Here is a 14,761-nt window from a genome sequence, read left to right on the forward strand (position 1 = left end):
TGCTTGACGTCAGCAACCGGCGTTCAAGCCTCGCAGCCGAGGCCTGCTTCGGCGGACGAGGCCTGCGCCCGTTTGCCCCGGCGGCGGGAACGCTCAACAAGTTCTGCTGATATGGGATGTCGTCGGTCGCCTGACAATCGGAACGAAAGCAGGCATTCGTCTCAATCTTCCTCTCCCCGCGAGAGCGGGGAGAGGAAGGGGCCCATGCCGAAGGCATGGGAAGGTGAGGGGTAAGGACGATCGGACCCTGTCGGTGGGAGTAGAGACTGTCCGTTCGTACCCCTCACCCTCCCGCGCTGCGCGCGGGCCCCTCCCTCTCCCCGCTCTCGCGGGGAGAGGTGTGAAGGAGGTGACAGCTACTGCACCGCCGCCACCTCGACCTGGTTGGTGTTGTAGGTGGTGGCGCCGCAGGGGGCGGAGCGGTCGGCGGTGACGGCATTGGCGCAGCCCTGCCGGTCGGTGCCGTCGTCGCCGGGAGTGAACCAGGCGCCTTCCTTGATCGCCACCACGCCGGGCGCGATGCGGTCGGTGACCCGGGCCGGCAGCACCGTGGCGCCATGGGCGCTGAAGACCCGCACCTTCTGGCCGTCCCTGATGCCGCGCGCCTTGGCGTCGGCTGGATTCAGCCACACATCGTCGGGGTCGACCCGCGCCAGGTCGGTCTGGTTGCCGTGGATCGAATGGGTGCGCGCCCGCGACTTGGGGCTGCACAGGCTGAGGGGATAACGCGCGTCGGGCACGACCGGCGCGATCCAGGTCGGGATCGGCGGCATGGCGCCCAGCCCATAGGGATCGGGGTCGGCGGCCATCGCCATCGAGTAGATCTCGATCTTGCCCGAGGGCGTCGAGAATCTGTGGTTGTCGGGGTCGCGGATCTGCCTGGCGAAGGCGACCGCGTCCTGCGGCGCCGGGAAGCGGGCCACGCCCTTGTCCATGAAGGCCTCGAAATCGTCGACCGCGTCCTTGGTGAGCTCGCGCAGCCAGTCGATCTCGCTGGTGTCGTTGTAGCCGGTGATGCCGACGCGGCGCGCAAGGTCGGCGAAGATGTCGATGTCGTTGCGGCACTCGTCCATCGGCGCGATCGCCTGCTTCATGAAGATCGCATAGTGACCGGCGCCGGCCCATGGCGTGTGCACGTCGTTGCGTTCCCAGAACGTGGTCGCGGGCAGCACGATGTCGGCATGGCGCGCCGTCGGAGTCAGGAAGTGGTCCTGCGCCACGATGAACTCGATGCCGTCCAGCGACGCCGCCATCTTGCCGGCGTTGGGCGCCTGGTTGAACAGGTCGCCGCCGGCCGAGTAGACCAGCTTGATGTCGGCCGGGTAGCCGCCGGCCCTGCCGCGCGTCAGCAGGTCGGCCAGCAGCGGCGAGGACACGCGGGCCTTGATCGGGTTGCTGCCGGTGGGCAGGCTGCGGATGCCGGCGCGGCCGGTGGCGCCGTTGCTGACCCCGGAATTGCCGCCGACGATGCCGACATTGCCGGTGATGGCCGCCAGCGCATAGGCGGCGCGATGGAACTGCTCGCCATAGGCGGTGCGGCCCGGCGCGTAGCCGCATTGCAGCGCCGCCGGCTTGGTGGTGCCGAACTCGATCGCCAGCCGCCGGATCGTCTCGGCCGGCATGCCGGTGATTTCGGCTGCCCATTCCGGCGTCTTGGGCACGCCGTCGTTCAGGCCCAGCAGGTAGGAGCGGTAGGAGGCGCCGGCCGGCGCACCTTCGGGCAGGTGTTCCTCGTCGAAACCCAGCACGTAGCGGTCGCAGTAGGCCTGGTCGTGCAGGCCTTCGCTCACGATCACATAGGCCATGGCGATCAGCGCCGCGGCGTCGGTCGAGGGCCGGATGAAGATGTGCTCGTCGGCCAGCGCGCTGCTGGTGCGGGTGCGGCGGGGATCGACGCAGACGATGCGCACGCCCTTCTGCCTGGCCCATTTCAGGTAGCGCTGGGTGCCGGTGCCGAAGGTGCCGTCGGCCGGGCTCCAGCCCCACATCAGGATCAGCCTGGAATTGACATAGTCGGTCGGCTCGCGGCCGGACGACTTGTAGTCGGCCTTGGCGCCGAAGGTCATATGCACGGCGAAGATTTCCGCCTCGGCCGACATGTTGGACCACAGGTCGGTGCAGCCGCCGAACATGTGCAGGAAGCGCTTGGCCGCGCCGCGCCCGTGCAGCATCGACAGGCTGCCCGAGCGCGAGCCGTCGAGGATCGCGGCGTTGCCGTGCTGCGCGCGCACCCGCAGCAGCTCGCGCGCCACCGCGTCCAGCGCCTCGTCCCAGGTGATGCGCTCGAACCGGCCTGAGCCCCGCGGCCCGGTGCGGCGCATCGGGTACCGCAGGCGGTCGGGGTGATAGGTGCGCTCGATCTGCCCGACACCGCGGGCGCAGGCCGGCAGGGGCGGCAACTCGGGGTTCCATTTGCCGGGATCGGTCGAGATCTTCACGATCCGGCCATCGGCGACATGAGCGTTGACCACGCAGCGCCCGCCGCAATTGTGGCCGCAGGTGCTGGTGACGATCGTCTCGCCTGCGCGCGGCGCCACCCGCGGCTGCTGGTAGATGGTTCCGTGTGCCATGGACTTACCCTAACACCACTCCGTCGGGTGTCTAACGCATCATGATTCGACAGCCGCCGAACCATGGACATGACTTCCTCCCCAACGAAGTTGGGGAGGTGCCCCGAAGGGGCGGAGGGGAGCCGACGAGATTTTTGTAACGGAGACCACGTCGGCTCCCCATCCGCCCTTCGGGCACCTTCCCCACGCAAGCGTGGGGAAGGAATGATGTCACTCCGCCGCCACCTTGCGTGGGGCGGGGACCACGTCGCCGAGCGCCGTCATCAGGGCCTCGAGCCGCCTGGCATCCTCGGACGACAGCACGCCGATGGGCGGGCGCGGCCGGCCCGCGGGTCGGCCCATGATCTCGCAGGCCGTGTGACAGGCGCGCACCAGGCCCTTGTCGCGGGTGAACGTGGCAATCGGCGAGAGGCGGTGCCACAGCGCGCGGGCGGCGTCTATCTCGCCGCCGCGCACCAGGCGGAACAGCTCGACGCAATGGCGCGGCGTGATGTTGGCCAGGCCCGAGGTCCAGCCTTCGGCGCCCAGCATCAGCATCTCGAACGCCGCCGCGTCGCGGCCGGCGAAGATGCGCAGGCGGCCCGGCAGCATCTGGGCCAGGATGCTGACGCGCATCAGGTCCGGCGCCGCCTCCTTGATGGCGCCGATGTTGGGCGTCTCCACGAGCTGCGCCACGACATGCGGCTGCAGGTCGACGCCGCTCAGGCGCGGATTGTTGTAGAGCATCAGCGGCAGGCCGATCGCGCCGGCTATGGCGCGGTAGTGCGCCAGCAGCTCCTCGTCGGTGAGCAGCCAGTAGGTGATCGGCACCACCAGCACGGCGTCGGCGCCCGCCTGCTCGGCGTGCCGCGACAGCCGCACGGCCTCGGCCGTGGTCATGGCGCCGGTGCCGATCATGACCGGCACGCGGCCGGCGACATGGCGCACCAGCACCTCAGCCGCGCCGCGCCGCTCGTCCTCGGTGAACGAGCCAATCGCGCCGGTGCTGCCGAACAAGGTCAGCCCGTCGATACCGGCCGCGATCTGCTCATCGGCCAGGCGGCAGAGCCGCTCGCCGTCGATCGACCCATCGGCCGTCGTGGGCGTGAGCAGGAAGCTCACCACACCATTCATGTCCTTCGTCATGGGAATCTCCTGGCCTCAGCGCAGAGGCGAGAACGGAGCCGGCACCATCAGCCGGTTCTCCTGGTGCACGATCATCGGCCGCACCTGGCGGGCGTAGGCTTCCCAGGCGGGATCGGCGCGCAGCGCCTGGCGGCGGCGCGTGCGGTCGGCGAGGTCGTCGAAGGCGACCATGTGGATCACCTGGTTGAGCGTGCCGACCTCGGTCGTGAAGATGCCGACCACATTGCCCATGGTCCTGAGATAGATGTCGGCGCCGTGTTCCGCCTCGATGCGGAAGTAGTCGGCGACCTTGCCGGGCTGCAGCGTGTAGATCCGTTCCTCGACGATCATGCCTGTGCCTCGATCCGAACCGGGTGTCTGGATCGGCAGGGTCGATCCTCCCGCGCCTGCGACCAAGCACCAATGCCGTGCCGGACCGTAGGGCCATTGCTCCAGGATGGCGCGATTGGGCCTGTCCGCTGCCGGCCCGCGGACCTATGCTGGGTTGCACAAAGCCGAGGACACGATGCCCAAGACGTACACGGTCAACCCGGAGGGAACGGACGCGCCGCCCCTGATCGACGGCACACCCGTGCCGGCCGCGCTGCAGGGCCCGACCATCGTCCTGCCCCAGGATAGCGTCGCCAACGGCAGGGCCTTTGCCAAGCCGGGCGAGCTGGAAGTGTCGTTCGCGGCCACCGAGTCGGTCGGCACGACAGGGCTGGGGCACTGCATGGGGCTGTGCGTCGTCTGGGGCCGAGCGAACGAGGCGTTCGCGAACGGCTATTGCGCCCACCTGAGCTCGGTGCAGGGCACCCGCTACACCAATTGCATGACGGCGATCCAGACACGGATGGTGCCGCACAATCCCTGGGTCGCGATCTCCATCGGCAGCTCGGGCACCTGGATCGACACACTGGTGGGCCACCTCCGGGGCATGAACATTCCCGACAACCACATCTGGGTCTACAACCGGGCGGACAAGTCGAACACCTTCGGCGTCGACAAGAACGGCCGGTTCGGCCTGCTGGCGGCACCCGGCTGAGCTCACCGGATCCCGGCGCGCATGAAGCTCTGGACGAACTGGCGCTGGAACAGCAGGAAGGCCAGCAGCAGCGGCGCCGAGGTCATCAGCGTGGCGGCGCAGATCACCGACCAGTCGATGCCCTGATCGCCGGAGGAGAAGACCTGCAGCCCGACCGTGAGCGGCCGCGACTCGACAGAGTTGGTGACGATCAGCGGCCACAGGAAGTTGTTCCAGTGGTAGCTCACCGACACCAGCCCGTAGGCGATGTAGACCGGCCGCGCCAGCGGCACGTAGACCTTGAGCAACACCTGCAGCGCGTTGGCGCCTTCGACGCGGGCCGCATCGTCGAGCTCCCTGGGCACGGTCTTGAAGGTCTGGCGCAGCAGGAAGACGCCGAAGGCCGAGGCGATGTAGGGCAGCGCGATGGCCGGGATCGAATCGAGTATGCCCAGCCGGCTCATGGTGCGATAGTTCTCGACGATCAGCACGTCGGGCATGATCATGAGCTGCACCAGAACCAGCATGAACGCGATCTCGCGGCCGGGGAATTCGTAGCGCGCGAAGGCATAGGCGGCCAGCGTGCAGAGCACGAACTGACCGGCCAGCACCAGGCTCACCAGCAGGAACGAATTGAGGAAGTAGCGCGCGAAGGGCGCCGCCTCCCAGGCACGCGCGAAGTTCTCCAGTGTGAGCGGCGCGCCGAGGGTGAAGCGGGCCGAGAACTCGGCCGGATGGAACGCGGTCCACACGGCATAGAGCAGCGGCAGCACCCAGAGGAACGCCAGCAGGCCGGCGCCGGCGCTCTCGATCACGCGCGCCAGGCCGCGCGGCTCGTAGGGATCGACGCGCAGCGGGCCGCTCATCGGTAGTGCACCCGGCGCTCGAGGAAGAAGTACTGGCCGAAGGCCAAGGCGGCCAGGATCGCCAGCAGCACGGCGGTGATGGCGGCGGCGTAGCCGGTGTCCCAGAAGCTGAAGCCGACCTGGTAGAGGTGGTATAGCAGCAGGGACGTGGCGTTGTCGGGCCCGCCGCGGGTCATCACGATGACGTGGTCGACGGTGCGGAAGGCGCCGATCACGGCGTTGACGAGCACGAACAGCGTCGTCGGCATCAGGAGCGGGAACTGCACCCGGCGGAAGAAGGTCCAGCGCGAGGCGCCTTCCAGCGCCGCCGCCTCGGCGAGATGCGGCGGGATCTGCTGCAGCGCCGCCAGGTAGAAGATCATGAAGAAGCCGGCCTCCTTCCAGATCGCCACCACGATGACGCAGAGCAGGGCCGTGCTGCGGCTGCCCAGCCAGTTGTGCGAGGGCGCGCCGAAGGCGCCCAGCACCTGCTCCAGCAGGCCGTATTGCGGCGTGTAGAAAAACAGCCAGATGTTGGCCACCGCGATCATCGGCAGGATGGTGGGTGTGAAGTAGGCCATGCGCACCAGGGTGCGGCCGGCGATGCGGTCGTTGACCCATGCCGCCATCAGGATGGCAAGCGCGATCGAGATCGGGATGGTGCCCAGCGCGAACCAGATGCTGTTGACCAGCGAGGTCCAGAACACCGGGTCCTCGACCATGGTCTGGTAGTTGTCCAGGCCGATGAACACTGAGCCGCGGGCGCCGCGCGGCGTCGAGTAGAAGCTGTCGATCAGCGTCGCGACGGCGGGGAAGTGCGTGAACAACGCCAGTAGCGCCAGCGCCGGCAGCAGCAGCAGCCAGCCATGGATGGCTGCCGCCGGGGCCGCGCCGCTCCAGCGGCGCTCTTTGCTGCTGTCATGTATGAGCGTCGCTGGAGCGACGCGGCCCGACCCGTCGTCAGCCATGCCGGGGACTACTTCTTGTACGGCCGCAGGATGCGGACGGCTTCGGCCTGGGCGTCCTTCATCGCCTGCTCGGGCGACTTGGTGCCCGTCAGCGCCGCCTGCAGGCCGTCGTTCAGCGCCTTGGTCACGCGCTGGTTCTCGTGCGTCGACAGCTCGGCCACGGCATGCGGGAGCTGGTCGCGGGCCACGGCGGCGGCAGGGAAGCCTTCGACGTACTTCTTCATCGCCGGCGTCTCCCAGGCGTCGGGCCGCACGGCCACGTAGCCGGTGTCGATGCCCCATTGCGCCGCCCGTTCCGGCGTGGTGATCCACTTGATGAACTTCAGCGCCGCCTCGCGCTGCTCCGGCGCCGACTTCTTGAAGACGTAGAAATTGCCGCCGCCGGTCGGGCTGCCGCGGCGCTTGCCGGCGGGCAGCATGGCGACGCCGAACGGGAACTTGGCGTTGGAGCGCACGTTGGTGAGGTTGCCGGTGGTGGTCCACATCATCGCCGTCTTGCGCTCGAAGAAATCCTTGGGCGTGGTGCCCCATTCGATGATGCCCGGCGGCTGGACCTTGTGCTTGCGGCTGAGGTCGACCCAGTACTGCAGCGCCTGCACCACCTCCGGCGCATCGAAATAGGTCGCATCGCCGGCCTGGTTCATCAGGTCGACGCCGTTCTGGGTGGTGAAGCCCTGGAACAGCCAGTAGGGGAAGCCCGAGGAGGGCACCTGGATGCCCCACTGGCTGACATTGCCGCCGGCGTCGCGTTTGGTGAGCTTGGCGGCCATCGCCACCTGCTCGTCCCAGGTCGCCGGCGGCTTCTCGGGATCGAGCCCGGCCTCCTTGAACAGCTCCTTGTTCCAGTACAGCACGATGGTCGAGCGCTGGAACGGGATGCCCCAGGTCCTGCCGCCGGTCTGGCTGTTGAACATGAAGGCGGGATAGAAGCTCTTGATCCAGGCCGCGTCGTCCGGGCCCTTCATGAGCTCGTCGAACGGCACGATCGCGTCCTCGTCGATCAGCGTGAACATGTCGCTCGACAGCAGCACCGAGGTCACCGGCGGCGTGCCGCTCTTGTGCGCGGTCAGCGCCTTGACGATGGTCTCCTGGTAGGTGCCGGCATAGATCGGCTTCACCTTGATGCCGGCGTTCTCCTTCTCGAAGTCGGCGGCCAGGCCGTCGATGATCCTGGTGATCGGCCCGCCGACGGCGACGGGATAGAAGAACGACACCTCGACCGCGCCTTGCGCGGCCGCCGGCGCCGCGGCCAGCCCGCCGGCCAGCGCGGCCGATCCCCCGATGAACGCTCGTCTGCGCATCCCTGCCTCCCTGCGTGTCGCGCGTGCGCGCCAGAAATACCAGAAACTCTTTTCGATCATCCTACCAGAGACTTGAGCGGGGAAGCGAAACTGCCAGAAATCCCCGGCAATGCATTTTCATCGGCCAAACAGGCCGACGCAAACGTCGAAAAGAACGGAAACTGTTGCGTGGCGCGGCAACCAGCGAGACGCCCGTATTGTCGGCCCGGCGGCGGCCAACGCATAGCACGCGACCTATATACAGTCGGCCCGCGCCGGCCACAAGGAGTCCAAAAACAGGCATCAGGATTTATTTGCTGGGGCGCGGGGCGAGGAGATAGCACTGATGCTCCCATATGCGATCGCGCTGCCGCCGCCGATGTTGCGTGTCTACCGCCGCGCCTTGCGGTCGCGGATCCTGTCGAAGCCGCGCTTGATCTCGCCGAAGCGGGCCTCGATCATCGGCTCGAACTCGCAGTCGGTGAAGATGTAGGGCCAGTCGTTCTCGATGCCTTCGCGGACCAGCTCGCCGACATAGAGCGGGTCAATCCCGCCGCTGACGCGCTCGACCATCTGCTTCATCCGTTCCAGCCGCGCACCGTCCAATGGCGGGGGCCTCGTCGCGCCGGCGAAGCGCTCGGGCAGATTGCGCTGCGAGCTCATGATGTTGGTGCGGATGAAGCCGGGACAGAGAACCGACACCCCGATGCCGCGAGGGCCGAGCTCGTGGCGCAGCCCCTCCGACAGCGCAACCACCCCGTACTTGCTCACATTGTACGGCGTGCTGCCGCCCGAGATCAGGCCGGCGATGGAGGCCGTCGACACGATGTGTCCGCCGCCCTGGCTCTCGATCATCGGGGCAAAGATCTCGACTCCCCAGACCACGGCCATGAGATTGACGCCAAGGGTCCAGCTCCAGCCGGCGTCGTTCCACATGCCGTAGGACCCGCCGCCGCCCACGCCCGCATTGTTGATCAGGATATGAACAGCGCCGTATCTGGCGCGGGTTTGTTCCACCGCCGCCTGGAGCTCGGCCTTCAGCGACACGTCCGCTCTGACCAACGCGACGTCAGCGTTGGTGCGCTTCAAGCCTTCGACGGCCGCGGCGAGCGCAGCCTCCTCGATATCGCAGAGCATCACCTTGACGCCGGCCTGTGCAAGCGCGGTTGCGATGCCGAGCCCGATGCCCGACGCGGCCCCGGTGACGAACGCGGTCTTCCCTGCCAGGTCCTTCAAGCGCTTCTCCCTCTATTGATCGTTCTGGATGCCATTCAACTGTAGCCTGCGTCATTGCTCAAGCCGGGACAAGGTGGTCGAACAGCTGCCAGCGTCCGGGAACCGGCCGCTGTCACGCCTCGCGCAGGAGATATATGATCGGAAGCACCTTCGGATGAAGCCATCGAGCGAAGGGAGATCGAAGGTGCATTTCCATGCCTTGCTCGGGCTCGCGGGAACAGTTGGCGCAATACTGTTGTCGAGCCTGCCGATCACTGCGAACGCGCAGGCTGTTCCCAGTGCGCTGCCCGACTCTACCGCAGCGCTGTCACGTGGCGAACGGCCGGCATACGCCGGAACTTACGCGGCGGCCCGCTATTCGCCTCTTGTCCAGATCAACCGGGAGAACGCCAGGGGCCTGCATGTCGCGTGGCGCTGGAAATCCCCGGACCATGCCATCCTCCAGGCCAATCGCCGGATCAGCGACCTTTCCAACCTCGATCCGCACCTCTGGGTGTACGACAAGGCGACGGGCGAGATGCTCGCGGAGATCCCGCTGCCGGCCAATGCGACCGGCTCCCCGATCACTTATATGTCCGGTGGCAAGCAGTTCATCGTTTTTCCCGTGGGCGGTGGGCCACTCGCCGAAAAGCTGATCGCAGTTGCTCTTTGACCCGCCCGCCGATGTCCGTGTGGCCCTTCCAGGAAGAAGGATGCGGGATGCTCGAAGTCTGAGTCCAGAGCGCCTCGCCAGCGCCGTCCTGCTCGATCAAGCGCCGGATGCCAGCCAAATCCCGCATGCGACCAGCGCCAGACCGGTGAAATAGCTTAACGAATGCCCTATCGGCATCAGCTTCTCCAGCAGCACGTAGGCCGCGAGGCCCCCGATCCACCAGAGGTTCATGATGCCGCCGAAGAACAGCAGCGCCATCAGGAACCAGCAGCATCCCAGACAATAGAAGCCATTGATTGCTCCCATGCGGAATGCGCCGCTGCGTCCTTCCCGCCAATGCATCGCCAGGAAGCTGATGGGTGCGCGACACTGGCGCAGGCACGCCTGCTTTATCGGCGTAAGTTGCCACAATCCGGCAGCGATCAGGATCCCGGCGCCAAGCCAAGCGGAGGTCGTCACCATCATCGCGGACAGCAGGCCGCTCTGCTCCATACCGAACTGCAGCGCGACCGCCACCGCGCTGAACCCGGCCCAGGCCGCGAGGTAGCCCGAAGCAAACACCGCGGTCGATCCCCCAGGTCGCTGCGCCGCCTGCTCGCGTCGGCTGACCTTCGCATAGATCAGCAGCAGGGGCGTGGCGCTCGGCAGCATCATCGCAACCATCATCACGCACCACATCGACAGCATCAGCGCCGCGTAGCCGGGTGTCCACACCGCAGGAGTCATCACCATGTCGCGCGGCATGCGCGTCATCTCGATCGCGCTCATGTCCGTGCCGGCGCCCAGAACGACCCAGAGCCAGGAAGCTCCAGCCACCCCAAGCAAAGCCGTCACCACCACTGCTCGATCGCGGCGCAGCAGGTGTTCGAGCAGCGATGCCGGCGGCGTCACCATCGTTTCGGATGCCGATTCGCTACGGACGACCGTATCTCTGCCTGTATTCGTCGTAGGAGTAGGCCAGTCCGTTCGGACCCCAGGCAACGTTGGCCAGCGAACTGTGGCGGCGGCTCAAGTCGAACTTGATGGCACCAGTCCCCTTCGCGAAGCCCGCGGCGCCTTCGGCCTCATGGAACACCCAGCCATTCGGCAACACCGTCAGCATCCTGTGTTCTTCGTCGGTCACGGGATTGCGGATCGGCTCGCTGGTGGCCTTGACGAAGCCCGGCACCTCGATGCGGGCAGACCGCTTCTCAAGATTCCAATCGAACGTGATCTTCGCGAATTGCGGATCCTTGATGGTCTCGATGATGGACGCAAAGATCTGGAACATCGTGCCGGGTTTCTGGTCTTCGCCGGACAGGATGTAGAAAAGCGCTTCCCGCTGAGCATCATCGGCACGCTCGTCCACGATCGGCTGGAAAACGCCTTGGCCGTGGTGGATGGCCCTGGGAAAGTAGAACGTGCCCACGACCGCAAGGCCATCGAGATCAACCTTGTCGCAGTGACCCTTGTCGATCTTGAAAGCCACCAGGCCGGTGCAGATCCCGTACGTCGGATCGGCCATCGACTCGCATGGGCAGCCGAGATCGCAGCTGCAGTACTCCACGTACTTTCCTTCAATTCGCCAATCGCGCGCTGTCATGGTCTCCCCCCATTGGTTCTGAAAGCTCCCGAAGCGCCAGCAACAGGCAGGCCCCACGAAGGGAGTTGGCCTTGGAGACAAGTCTGTGCGCCAAGTAAAAAGCATAGCGCAGGCGAGGGAACCGAGGAAGCAGCCAGCCCACTTGTCGTTCAGTTTTCGAGGGTGTCGAATGACAGCACGGCTGCCCTAAGTTCCCGGCCTTTGGCCGGGCCGATACTGCTCGCAGCTTGAAGATGCCAAGTTGAACATCGCCAAGTCGCGCAGCGAATTCATGGTGGCTCTCCACGGTTGCTGAGGCGGCCATGATGCGCAAACGAAAGAGGCCAGAATCACCTCCGCCAGTGCCAGCTATCGCTAGAAGGTGAGTCCCAGCAGTCATCCCTCGCTGCGCTCGGGATGACGGGTGCATCAGCGGCCAGCGAATCCAGGTGCCAGCCCTGTGCCGGACATCTGACAGGCGAGAGCATCGATGCTCCAATCGACATGAATATCGAACGCATGCCGCGGTGCTACCGGCAGGACGACTGCGATCACATGGCGGACGGGCTGGCGAAGTCCGAGTGGGGCCGATGAGGGTGTGCCGGAGATCGTGATCGCCAGCGGCTCCAAACCGAACCGTCAGAGGGCAGATCCGGCGGAGCTGCACATGTCTGATGTGGTTCGCGGCGCGCCGATGTGAATTTGGCATGGAATGTCGTCAAGAGTGTTGCGCAGGTCTGCCGGCAGGCGTCTGATGCGGATCGCCGGAAACGCCGGCTGATACGTTCGCCATTCGCCTTCGCTCCAGTCGTCGCATTCAAGACTGTCCCTTCGCATCCGATTCACGCGTCGATACCATCTGTAAATGGCGTAGTTGATCATCCTTGGCTGAAGACTTGCCAATCTCAAATCGATCGTCACATGCTGGGGGAACATCATGTCGAAGCATCGTCGTCGCAGCTTGCTTCGTACGTCGAGCGCTGCCGCCGCGCTTGCTGCGTTTGCCGGGCTCGTGGACCGCGCCGGTGCACAGGGCACGCAGCCGCTTGAGAGCGTCCGGATCGTCACCGGCTTCCCGCCAGGCGGCACGTCGGACACGCTGTGCCGGCGTGTGGCGGAGGGCTTGAAGGGCTCGACCTATACCAAGGCCGCGATCGTCGACAACAAGCCCGGCGCCGGGGGCCAGATCGCGGTGCAGTCGATGAAGGGTGCCGCCATCGACGGCAGCGTGCTGCTGCAGACGCCCGCCTCGATGCTCATGCTCTACCCGCACATCTACAAGAACCTGGCCTACAACGCCTTCACGGATGTGACGGCTGTCACGCTGGCGTGCATGTTCGACTTCGGCTTCTGCGTCGGCCCCGCCGTGCCGGACGGCGTGAAGGACATTCCGGCCTTCCTTGCCTGGGCCAAGGCAAATCCCGACAAGGCCAACTACGGCTCGCCGGGCGCTGGCTCGGTGCCGCATTTCATCGGTGTGATGCTGGGCCGCACGGGGGGCATCGAGCTGAAGCACGTCGCCTATCGCGGCTCCGCGCCTGCGGTGCAGGACCTGGTTGCGGGCCAGATTCAGGCGGTGTCGGCGCCGGTCGGCGAGTTCACGCAGCAGGTCAATGTCGGCAAGATCCGCTACCTCGGCGTTTCGGGCGCCGCGCGCAGCCGGTTCGCGCCCAGCGTCCCGACCTTTGCCGAGCAGGGCTACAAGGACCTGATCTTCTCCGAATGGTTCGGCTTCTTTGCGCCGAGCGGCACGCCCGCGGCGATCGTGGACCGGGCCAACGCCGTCCTGCGCACGGCGCTGGCGCGGAAGGATGTCGTCGACGGCATTGCGGTCATGGGACTGGAGGCCAAATCGTCGACGCCGCACGAGCTCGCGACCTTGCTGAAGGAGAGCCATGACCGTTGGGGGCCGATCGTGAAGCAGATCGGATTCACCATGGATTCCTAGTACCCGCTCTCCGTGGAAAGTGAGTCGCGATTGTCATCCCGAGCGCAGCGAGGGATCTCCTGCGAATGGCGCACTGTGCGCTCTGCCGCAGGAGATCCCTCGCTGCGCTCGGGATGGCAGGTGTGTCACCAACCAGTGTTCAGACTGAGGCCGGTCGAAAGCCCGACCACGGTCGGGCGCCCTCGAACGCGCGCCCTGCCGCCAAGACACGGGCGTCGTCGAGCCGGCGTCCAACGATCTGAATCGAAAGCGGCATCCCGTTCGGGTCAAACCCAGCCGGCACGGCGAGCGCCGGCACACCTGCCAGGCTGAACCCGCACAAGAAATGGATCATGACGTCGAGCGGGTCGAATTCGCGCCGACCGAGGTCCAACGTCTTCTGGGTGGGGTGCGTTGCCGCGACAGCGACCGTTGGTGTCAGCAGCAGATCGACCTCAGTTGCGAACAGCTCGGCAAGGGTGGCCGCGAGCGCCTTCCGCTCGCGCGAAGCGTGGATGAAGCCGGTCGCTGTCACAGCCCTCCCCGTGGCGAGCAGTGCCGCCACATCCTCCCCATAGCGGATTACCCTCGCCTTGAACCAGGTTTCAGCCCAGTGGAGGTGCTGCGCCGCCGTCTCGGGCGGCACGATCGCGTTGTTGATGGTGCTTGCGTGCGCGAGGAGCGGTACTGAGATCTCGCGCACGTCGGCGCCGAGTTCCCGGAAAGCCTCCTTGGCGGCCTCGAACGCTCCTGCCACTGCGGCCTGCAGCGGCTGCACCATGAGCTCGCGGGGCACGCCGATCCGCAAGCCTTTGACGCCTTGCTTGAGGGTGGCCGCATTGTCCGTCGGCGCATTGGGCAGGCTGTGCGGATCCTCCGGATCATGACCGGCAACGACGTCCAGCACGACGGCCAGGTCCTCGATCGTGCGAGCCATCGGCCCGACGTGATCGGAGGTATACGATTGCGCGACGACTCCCGCCGCGCTGACGAGCCCAAAGGTCGGCTTGATGCCGGCGATTCCGCAAAATGCCGCCGGGAGCCGGATCGATCCCGCCGTGTCGGTGCCGATCGAGAATGCCGCGAGACCAGCGGCGAGCGCCGCGCCGGAGCCGCCGGAGGACCCCCCGGCAATACGCTCCCGGTCCCACGGGTTTCGCGTGCGCGCATGTGCGTTCTGCGTGGTGACGCCAAACGCGAACTCGTGTGTGTTGACCTTGCCGAGCAGCACGGCGCCCGCCGCCGCCAGGCGGGCTGCCACCGTCGCGTCAGCGTCGGGCACCCAGTCGGCGAGAATCGTCGAACCCGCAGTCGTCCGGATTCCCCCGGTAGCGATCACGTCCTTCAAGCAATAGGGCACGCCGTGCAGCGGCCCCCGTCGGTGACCATTTGCAAGTTCGGTGTCGCGGGCGGCCGCTTCCGTCAGGGCGCGGTCGGCTGTGACGGTCACATACGCCTCGAGCGCCGGGTTGAGCGCCGCGATGCGGTCAAGATAGGCGATTGTCGCCTGCCGTGAGGTGACCTCGCCGGCAGCGATGAGCCTGCCGAGCTCGGCGGCTCCGAACCAGACCAGATCCTCATCGCTCATTGCACG

13 protein-coding genes are annotated in these 14,761 nt (G+C 66.5%); 3 read left to right on the plus strand and 10 right to left on the minus strand.

Annotation, left to right across the window (positions count from 1 at the left end; genetic code table 11):
• Nucleotides 1–356 precede the first annotated feature (356 nt).
• The 3 genes from FHP25_RS07265 to FHP25_RS07275 form a co-directional block, all read right to left on the minus strand.
• Nucleotides 357–2,570 carry a molybdopterin-containing oxidoreductase family protein gene (locus FHP25_RS07265; protein WP_147846253.1) on the minus strand — a complete coding sequence of 738 codons (2,214 nt, stop codon included), beginning with the start codon at nt 2,568–2,570 and terminating at the stop codon, nt 357–359.
• A 210-nt stretch (nt 2,571–2,780) separates the two neighbouring features.
• On the minus strand, nt 2,781–3,695 hold the full coding sequence (locus FHP25_RS07270; protein WP_147846254.1) for a dihydrodipicolinate synthase family protein: 915 nt from the start codon (nt 3,693–3,695) through the stop codon (nt 2,781–2,783).
• A gap of 15 nt (nt 3,696–3,710) precedes the next feature.
• The gene (locus FHP25_RS07275; protein WP_147846255.1) at nt 3,711–4,025 is read right to left on the minus strand and encodes an NIPSNAP family protein; all 315 of its coding nucleotides are present in this window, start codon (nt 4,023–4,025) and stop codon (nt 3,711–3,713) included.
• A 175-nt stretch (nt 4,026–4,200) separates the two neighbouring features.
• On the opposite strand from FHP25_RS07275, the gene FHP25_RS07280 reads away from it, so the two are divergent.
• Complete coding sequence (locus FHP25_RS07280; protein WP_147846256.1) at nt 4,201–4,719, plus strand: hypothetical protein; 519 nt, start codon at nt 4,201–4,203, stop codon at nt 4,717–4,719.
• A 2-nt stretch (nt 4,720–4,721) separates the two neighbouring features.
• On the opposite strand, the gene FHP25_RS07285 is transcribed toward FHP25_RS07280, so the two are convergent.
• The 4 genes from FHP25_RS07285 to FHP25_RS07300 all read right to left on the minus strand — a co-directional run bounded on the left by FHP25_RS07285 (nt 4,722) and on the right by FHP25_RS07300 (nt 9,027).
• A complete protein-coding gene (locus FHP25_RS07285) occupies nt 4,722–5,564 on the minus strand; it encodes a carbohydrate ABC transporter permease (protein ID WP_218578245.1) in 843 nt (280 codons plus the stop codon).
• Complete coding sequence (locus FHP25_RS07290; protein ID WP_147846257.1) at nt 5,561–6,511, minus strand: carbohydrate ABC transporter permease; 951 nt, start codon at nt 6,509–6,511, stop codon at nt 5,561–5,563. Before FHP25_RS07290 ends, FHP25_RS07285 begins: the two co-directional genes overlap by 4 nt.
• A gap of 8 nt (nt 6,512–6,519) precedes the next feature.
• Complete coding sequence (locus FHP25_RS07295) at nt 6,520–7,812, minus strand: ABC transporter substrate-binding protein (protein WP_147846258.1); 1,293 nt, start codon at nt 7,810–7,812, stop codon at nt 6,520–6,522.
• Nucleotides 7,813–8,181: 369 nt separating this feature from the next.
• Nucleotides 8,182–9,027, minus strand: a complete 846-nt coding sequence (locus tag FHP25_RS07300) for an SDR family NAD(P)-dependent oxidoreductase (protein WP_147846259.1) — start codon at nt 9,025–9,027, stop codon at nt 8,182–8,184.
• 184 nt (nt 9,028–9,211) lie between these two features.
• On the opposite strand from FHP25_RS07300, the gene FHP25_RS07305 reads away from it, so the two are divergent.
• Nucleotides 9,212–9,679, plus strand: a complete 468-nt coding sequence (locus FHP25_RS07305; RefSeq protein ID WP_147846260.1) for a hypothetical protein — start codon at nt 9,212–9,214, stop codon at nt 9,677–9,679.
• A gap of 96 nt (nt 9,680–9,775) precedes the next feature.
• Here the strand turns inward: FHP25_RS07305 and FHP25_RS07310 are convergent, their stop codons facing one another.
• Nucleotides 9,776–10,573, minus strand: coding sequence for a DUF2182 domain-containing protein (locus FHP25_RS07310; RefSeq protein WP_147846261.1), 798 nt, complete (start codon nt 10,571–10,573; stop codon nt 9,776–9,778).
• 19 nt (nt 10,574–10,592) lie between these two features.
• Nucleotides 10,593–11,261 (minus strand): DUF1326 domain-containing protein, encoded by a 669-nt coding sequence (locus tag FHP25_RS07315; protein ID WP_178133357.1) that lies wholly within the window; start codon nt 11,259–11,261, stop codon nt 10,593–10,595.
• Nucleotides 11,262–12,177: 916 nt separating this feature from the next.
• Here FHP25_RS07315 and FHP25_RS07320 point away from each other — a divergent pair.
• Nucleotides 12,178–13,188, plus strand: coding sequence for a Bug family tripartite tricarboxylate transporter substrate binding protein (locus tag FHP25_RS07320; RefSeq protein WP_147846263.1), 1,011 nt, complete (start codon nt 12,178–12,180; stop codon nt 13,186–13,188).
• A 139-nt stretch (nt 13,189–13,327) separates the two neighbouring features.
• Here FHP25_RS07320 and FHP25_RS07325 read toward each other — a convergent pair whose 3' ends face one another.
• Entirely contained in the window at nt 13,328–14,755 is a 1,428-nt protein-coding gene (locus FHP25_RS07325) for an amidase (RefSeq protein WP_147846264.1), read from the minus strand.
• Nucleotides 14,756–14,761 lie beyond the last annotated feature (6 nt).

This window comes from Vineibacter terrae (assembly GCF_008039615.1).
Lineage (GTDB): Bacteria > Pseudomonadota > Alphaproteobacteria > Reyranellales > Reyranellaceae > Vineibacter > Vineibacter terrae.

What these genes read in the sequence shown, in the direction of transcription:
- FHP25_RS07265 (WP_147846253.1), bottom strand. Translation starts at nt 2,570, where the DNA reads ATGGCACACGGAACCATCTACCAGCAGCCGCGGGTGGCGCCGCGCGCA.
- FHP25_RS07270 (WP_147846254.1), bottom strand. Translation starts at nt 3,695, where the DNA reads ATGACGAAGGACATGAATGGTGTGGTGAGCTTCCTGCTCACGCCCACG.
- FHP25_RS07275 (WP_147846255.1), bottom strand. Translation starts at nt 4,025, where the DNA reads ATGATCGTCGAGGAACGGATCTACACGCTGCAGCCCGGCAAGGTCGCC.
- FHP25_RS07280 (WP_147846256.1), top strand. Translation starts at nt 4,201, where the DNA reads ATGCCCAAGACGTACACGGTCAACCCGGAGGGAACGGACGCGCCGCCC.
- FHP25_RS07285 (WP_218578245.1), bottom strand. Translation starts at nt 5,564, where the DNA reads ATGAGCGGCCCGCTGCGCGTCGATCCCTACGAGCCGCGCGGCCTGGCG.
- FHP25_RS07290 (WP_147846257.1), bottom strand. Translation starts at nt 6,511, where the DNA reads ATGGCTGACGACGGGTCGGGCCGCGTCGCTCCAGCGACGCTCATACAT.
- FHP25_RS07295 (WP_147846258.1), bottom strand. Translation starts at nt 7,812, where the DNA reads ATGCGCAGACGAGCGTTCATCGGGGGATCGGCCGCGCTGGCCGGCGGG.
- FHP25_RS07310 (WP_147846261.1), bottom strand. Translation starts at nt 10,573, where the DNA reads ATGGTGACGCCGCCGGCATCGCTGCTCGAACACCTGCTGCGCCGCGAT.
- FHP25_RS07315 (WP_178133357.1), bottom strand. Translation starts at nt 11,261, where the DNA reads ATGACAGCGCGCGATTGGCGAATTGAAGGAAAGTACGTGGAGTACTGC.
- FHP25_RS07320 (WP_147846263.1), top strand. Translation starts at nt 12,178, where the DNA reads ATGTCGAAGCATCGTCGTCGCAGCTTGCTTCGTACGTCGAGCGCTGCC.
- FHP25_RS07325 (WP_147846264.1), bottom strand. Translation starts at nt 14,755, where the DNA reads ATGAGCGATGAGGATCTGGTCTGGTTCGGAGCCGCCGAGCTCGGCAGG.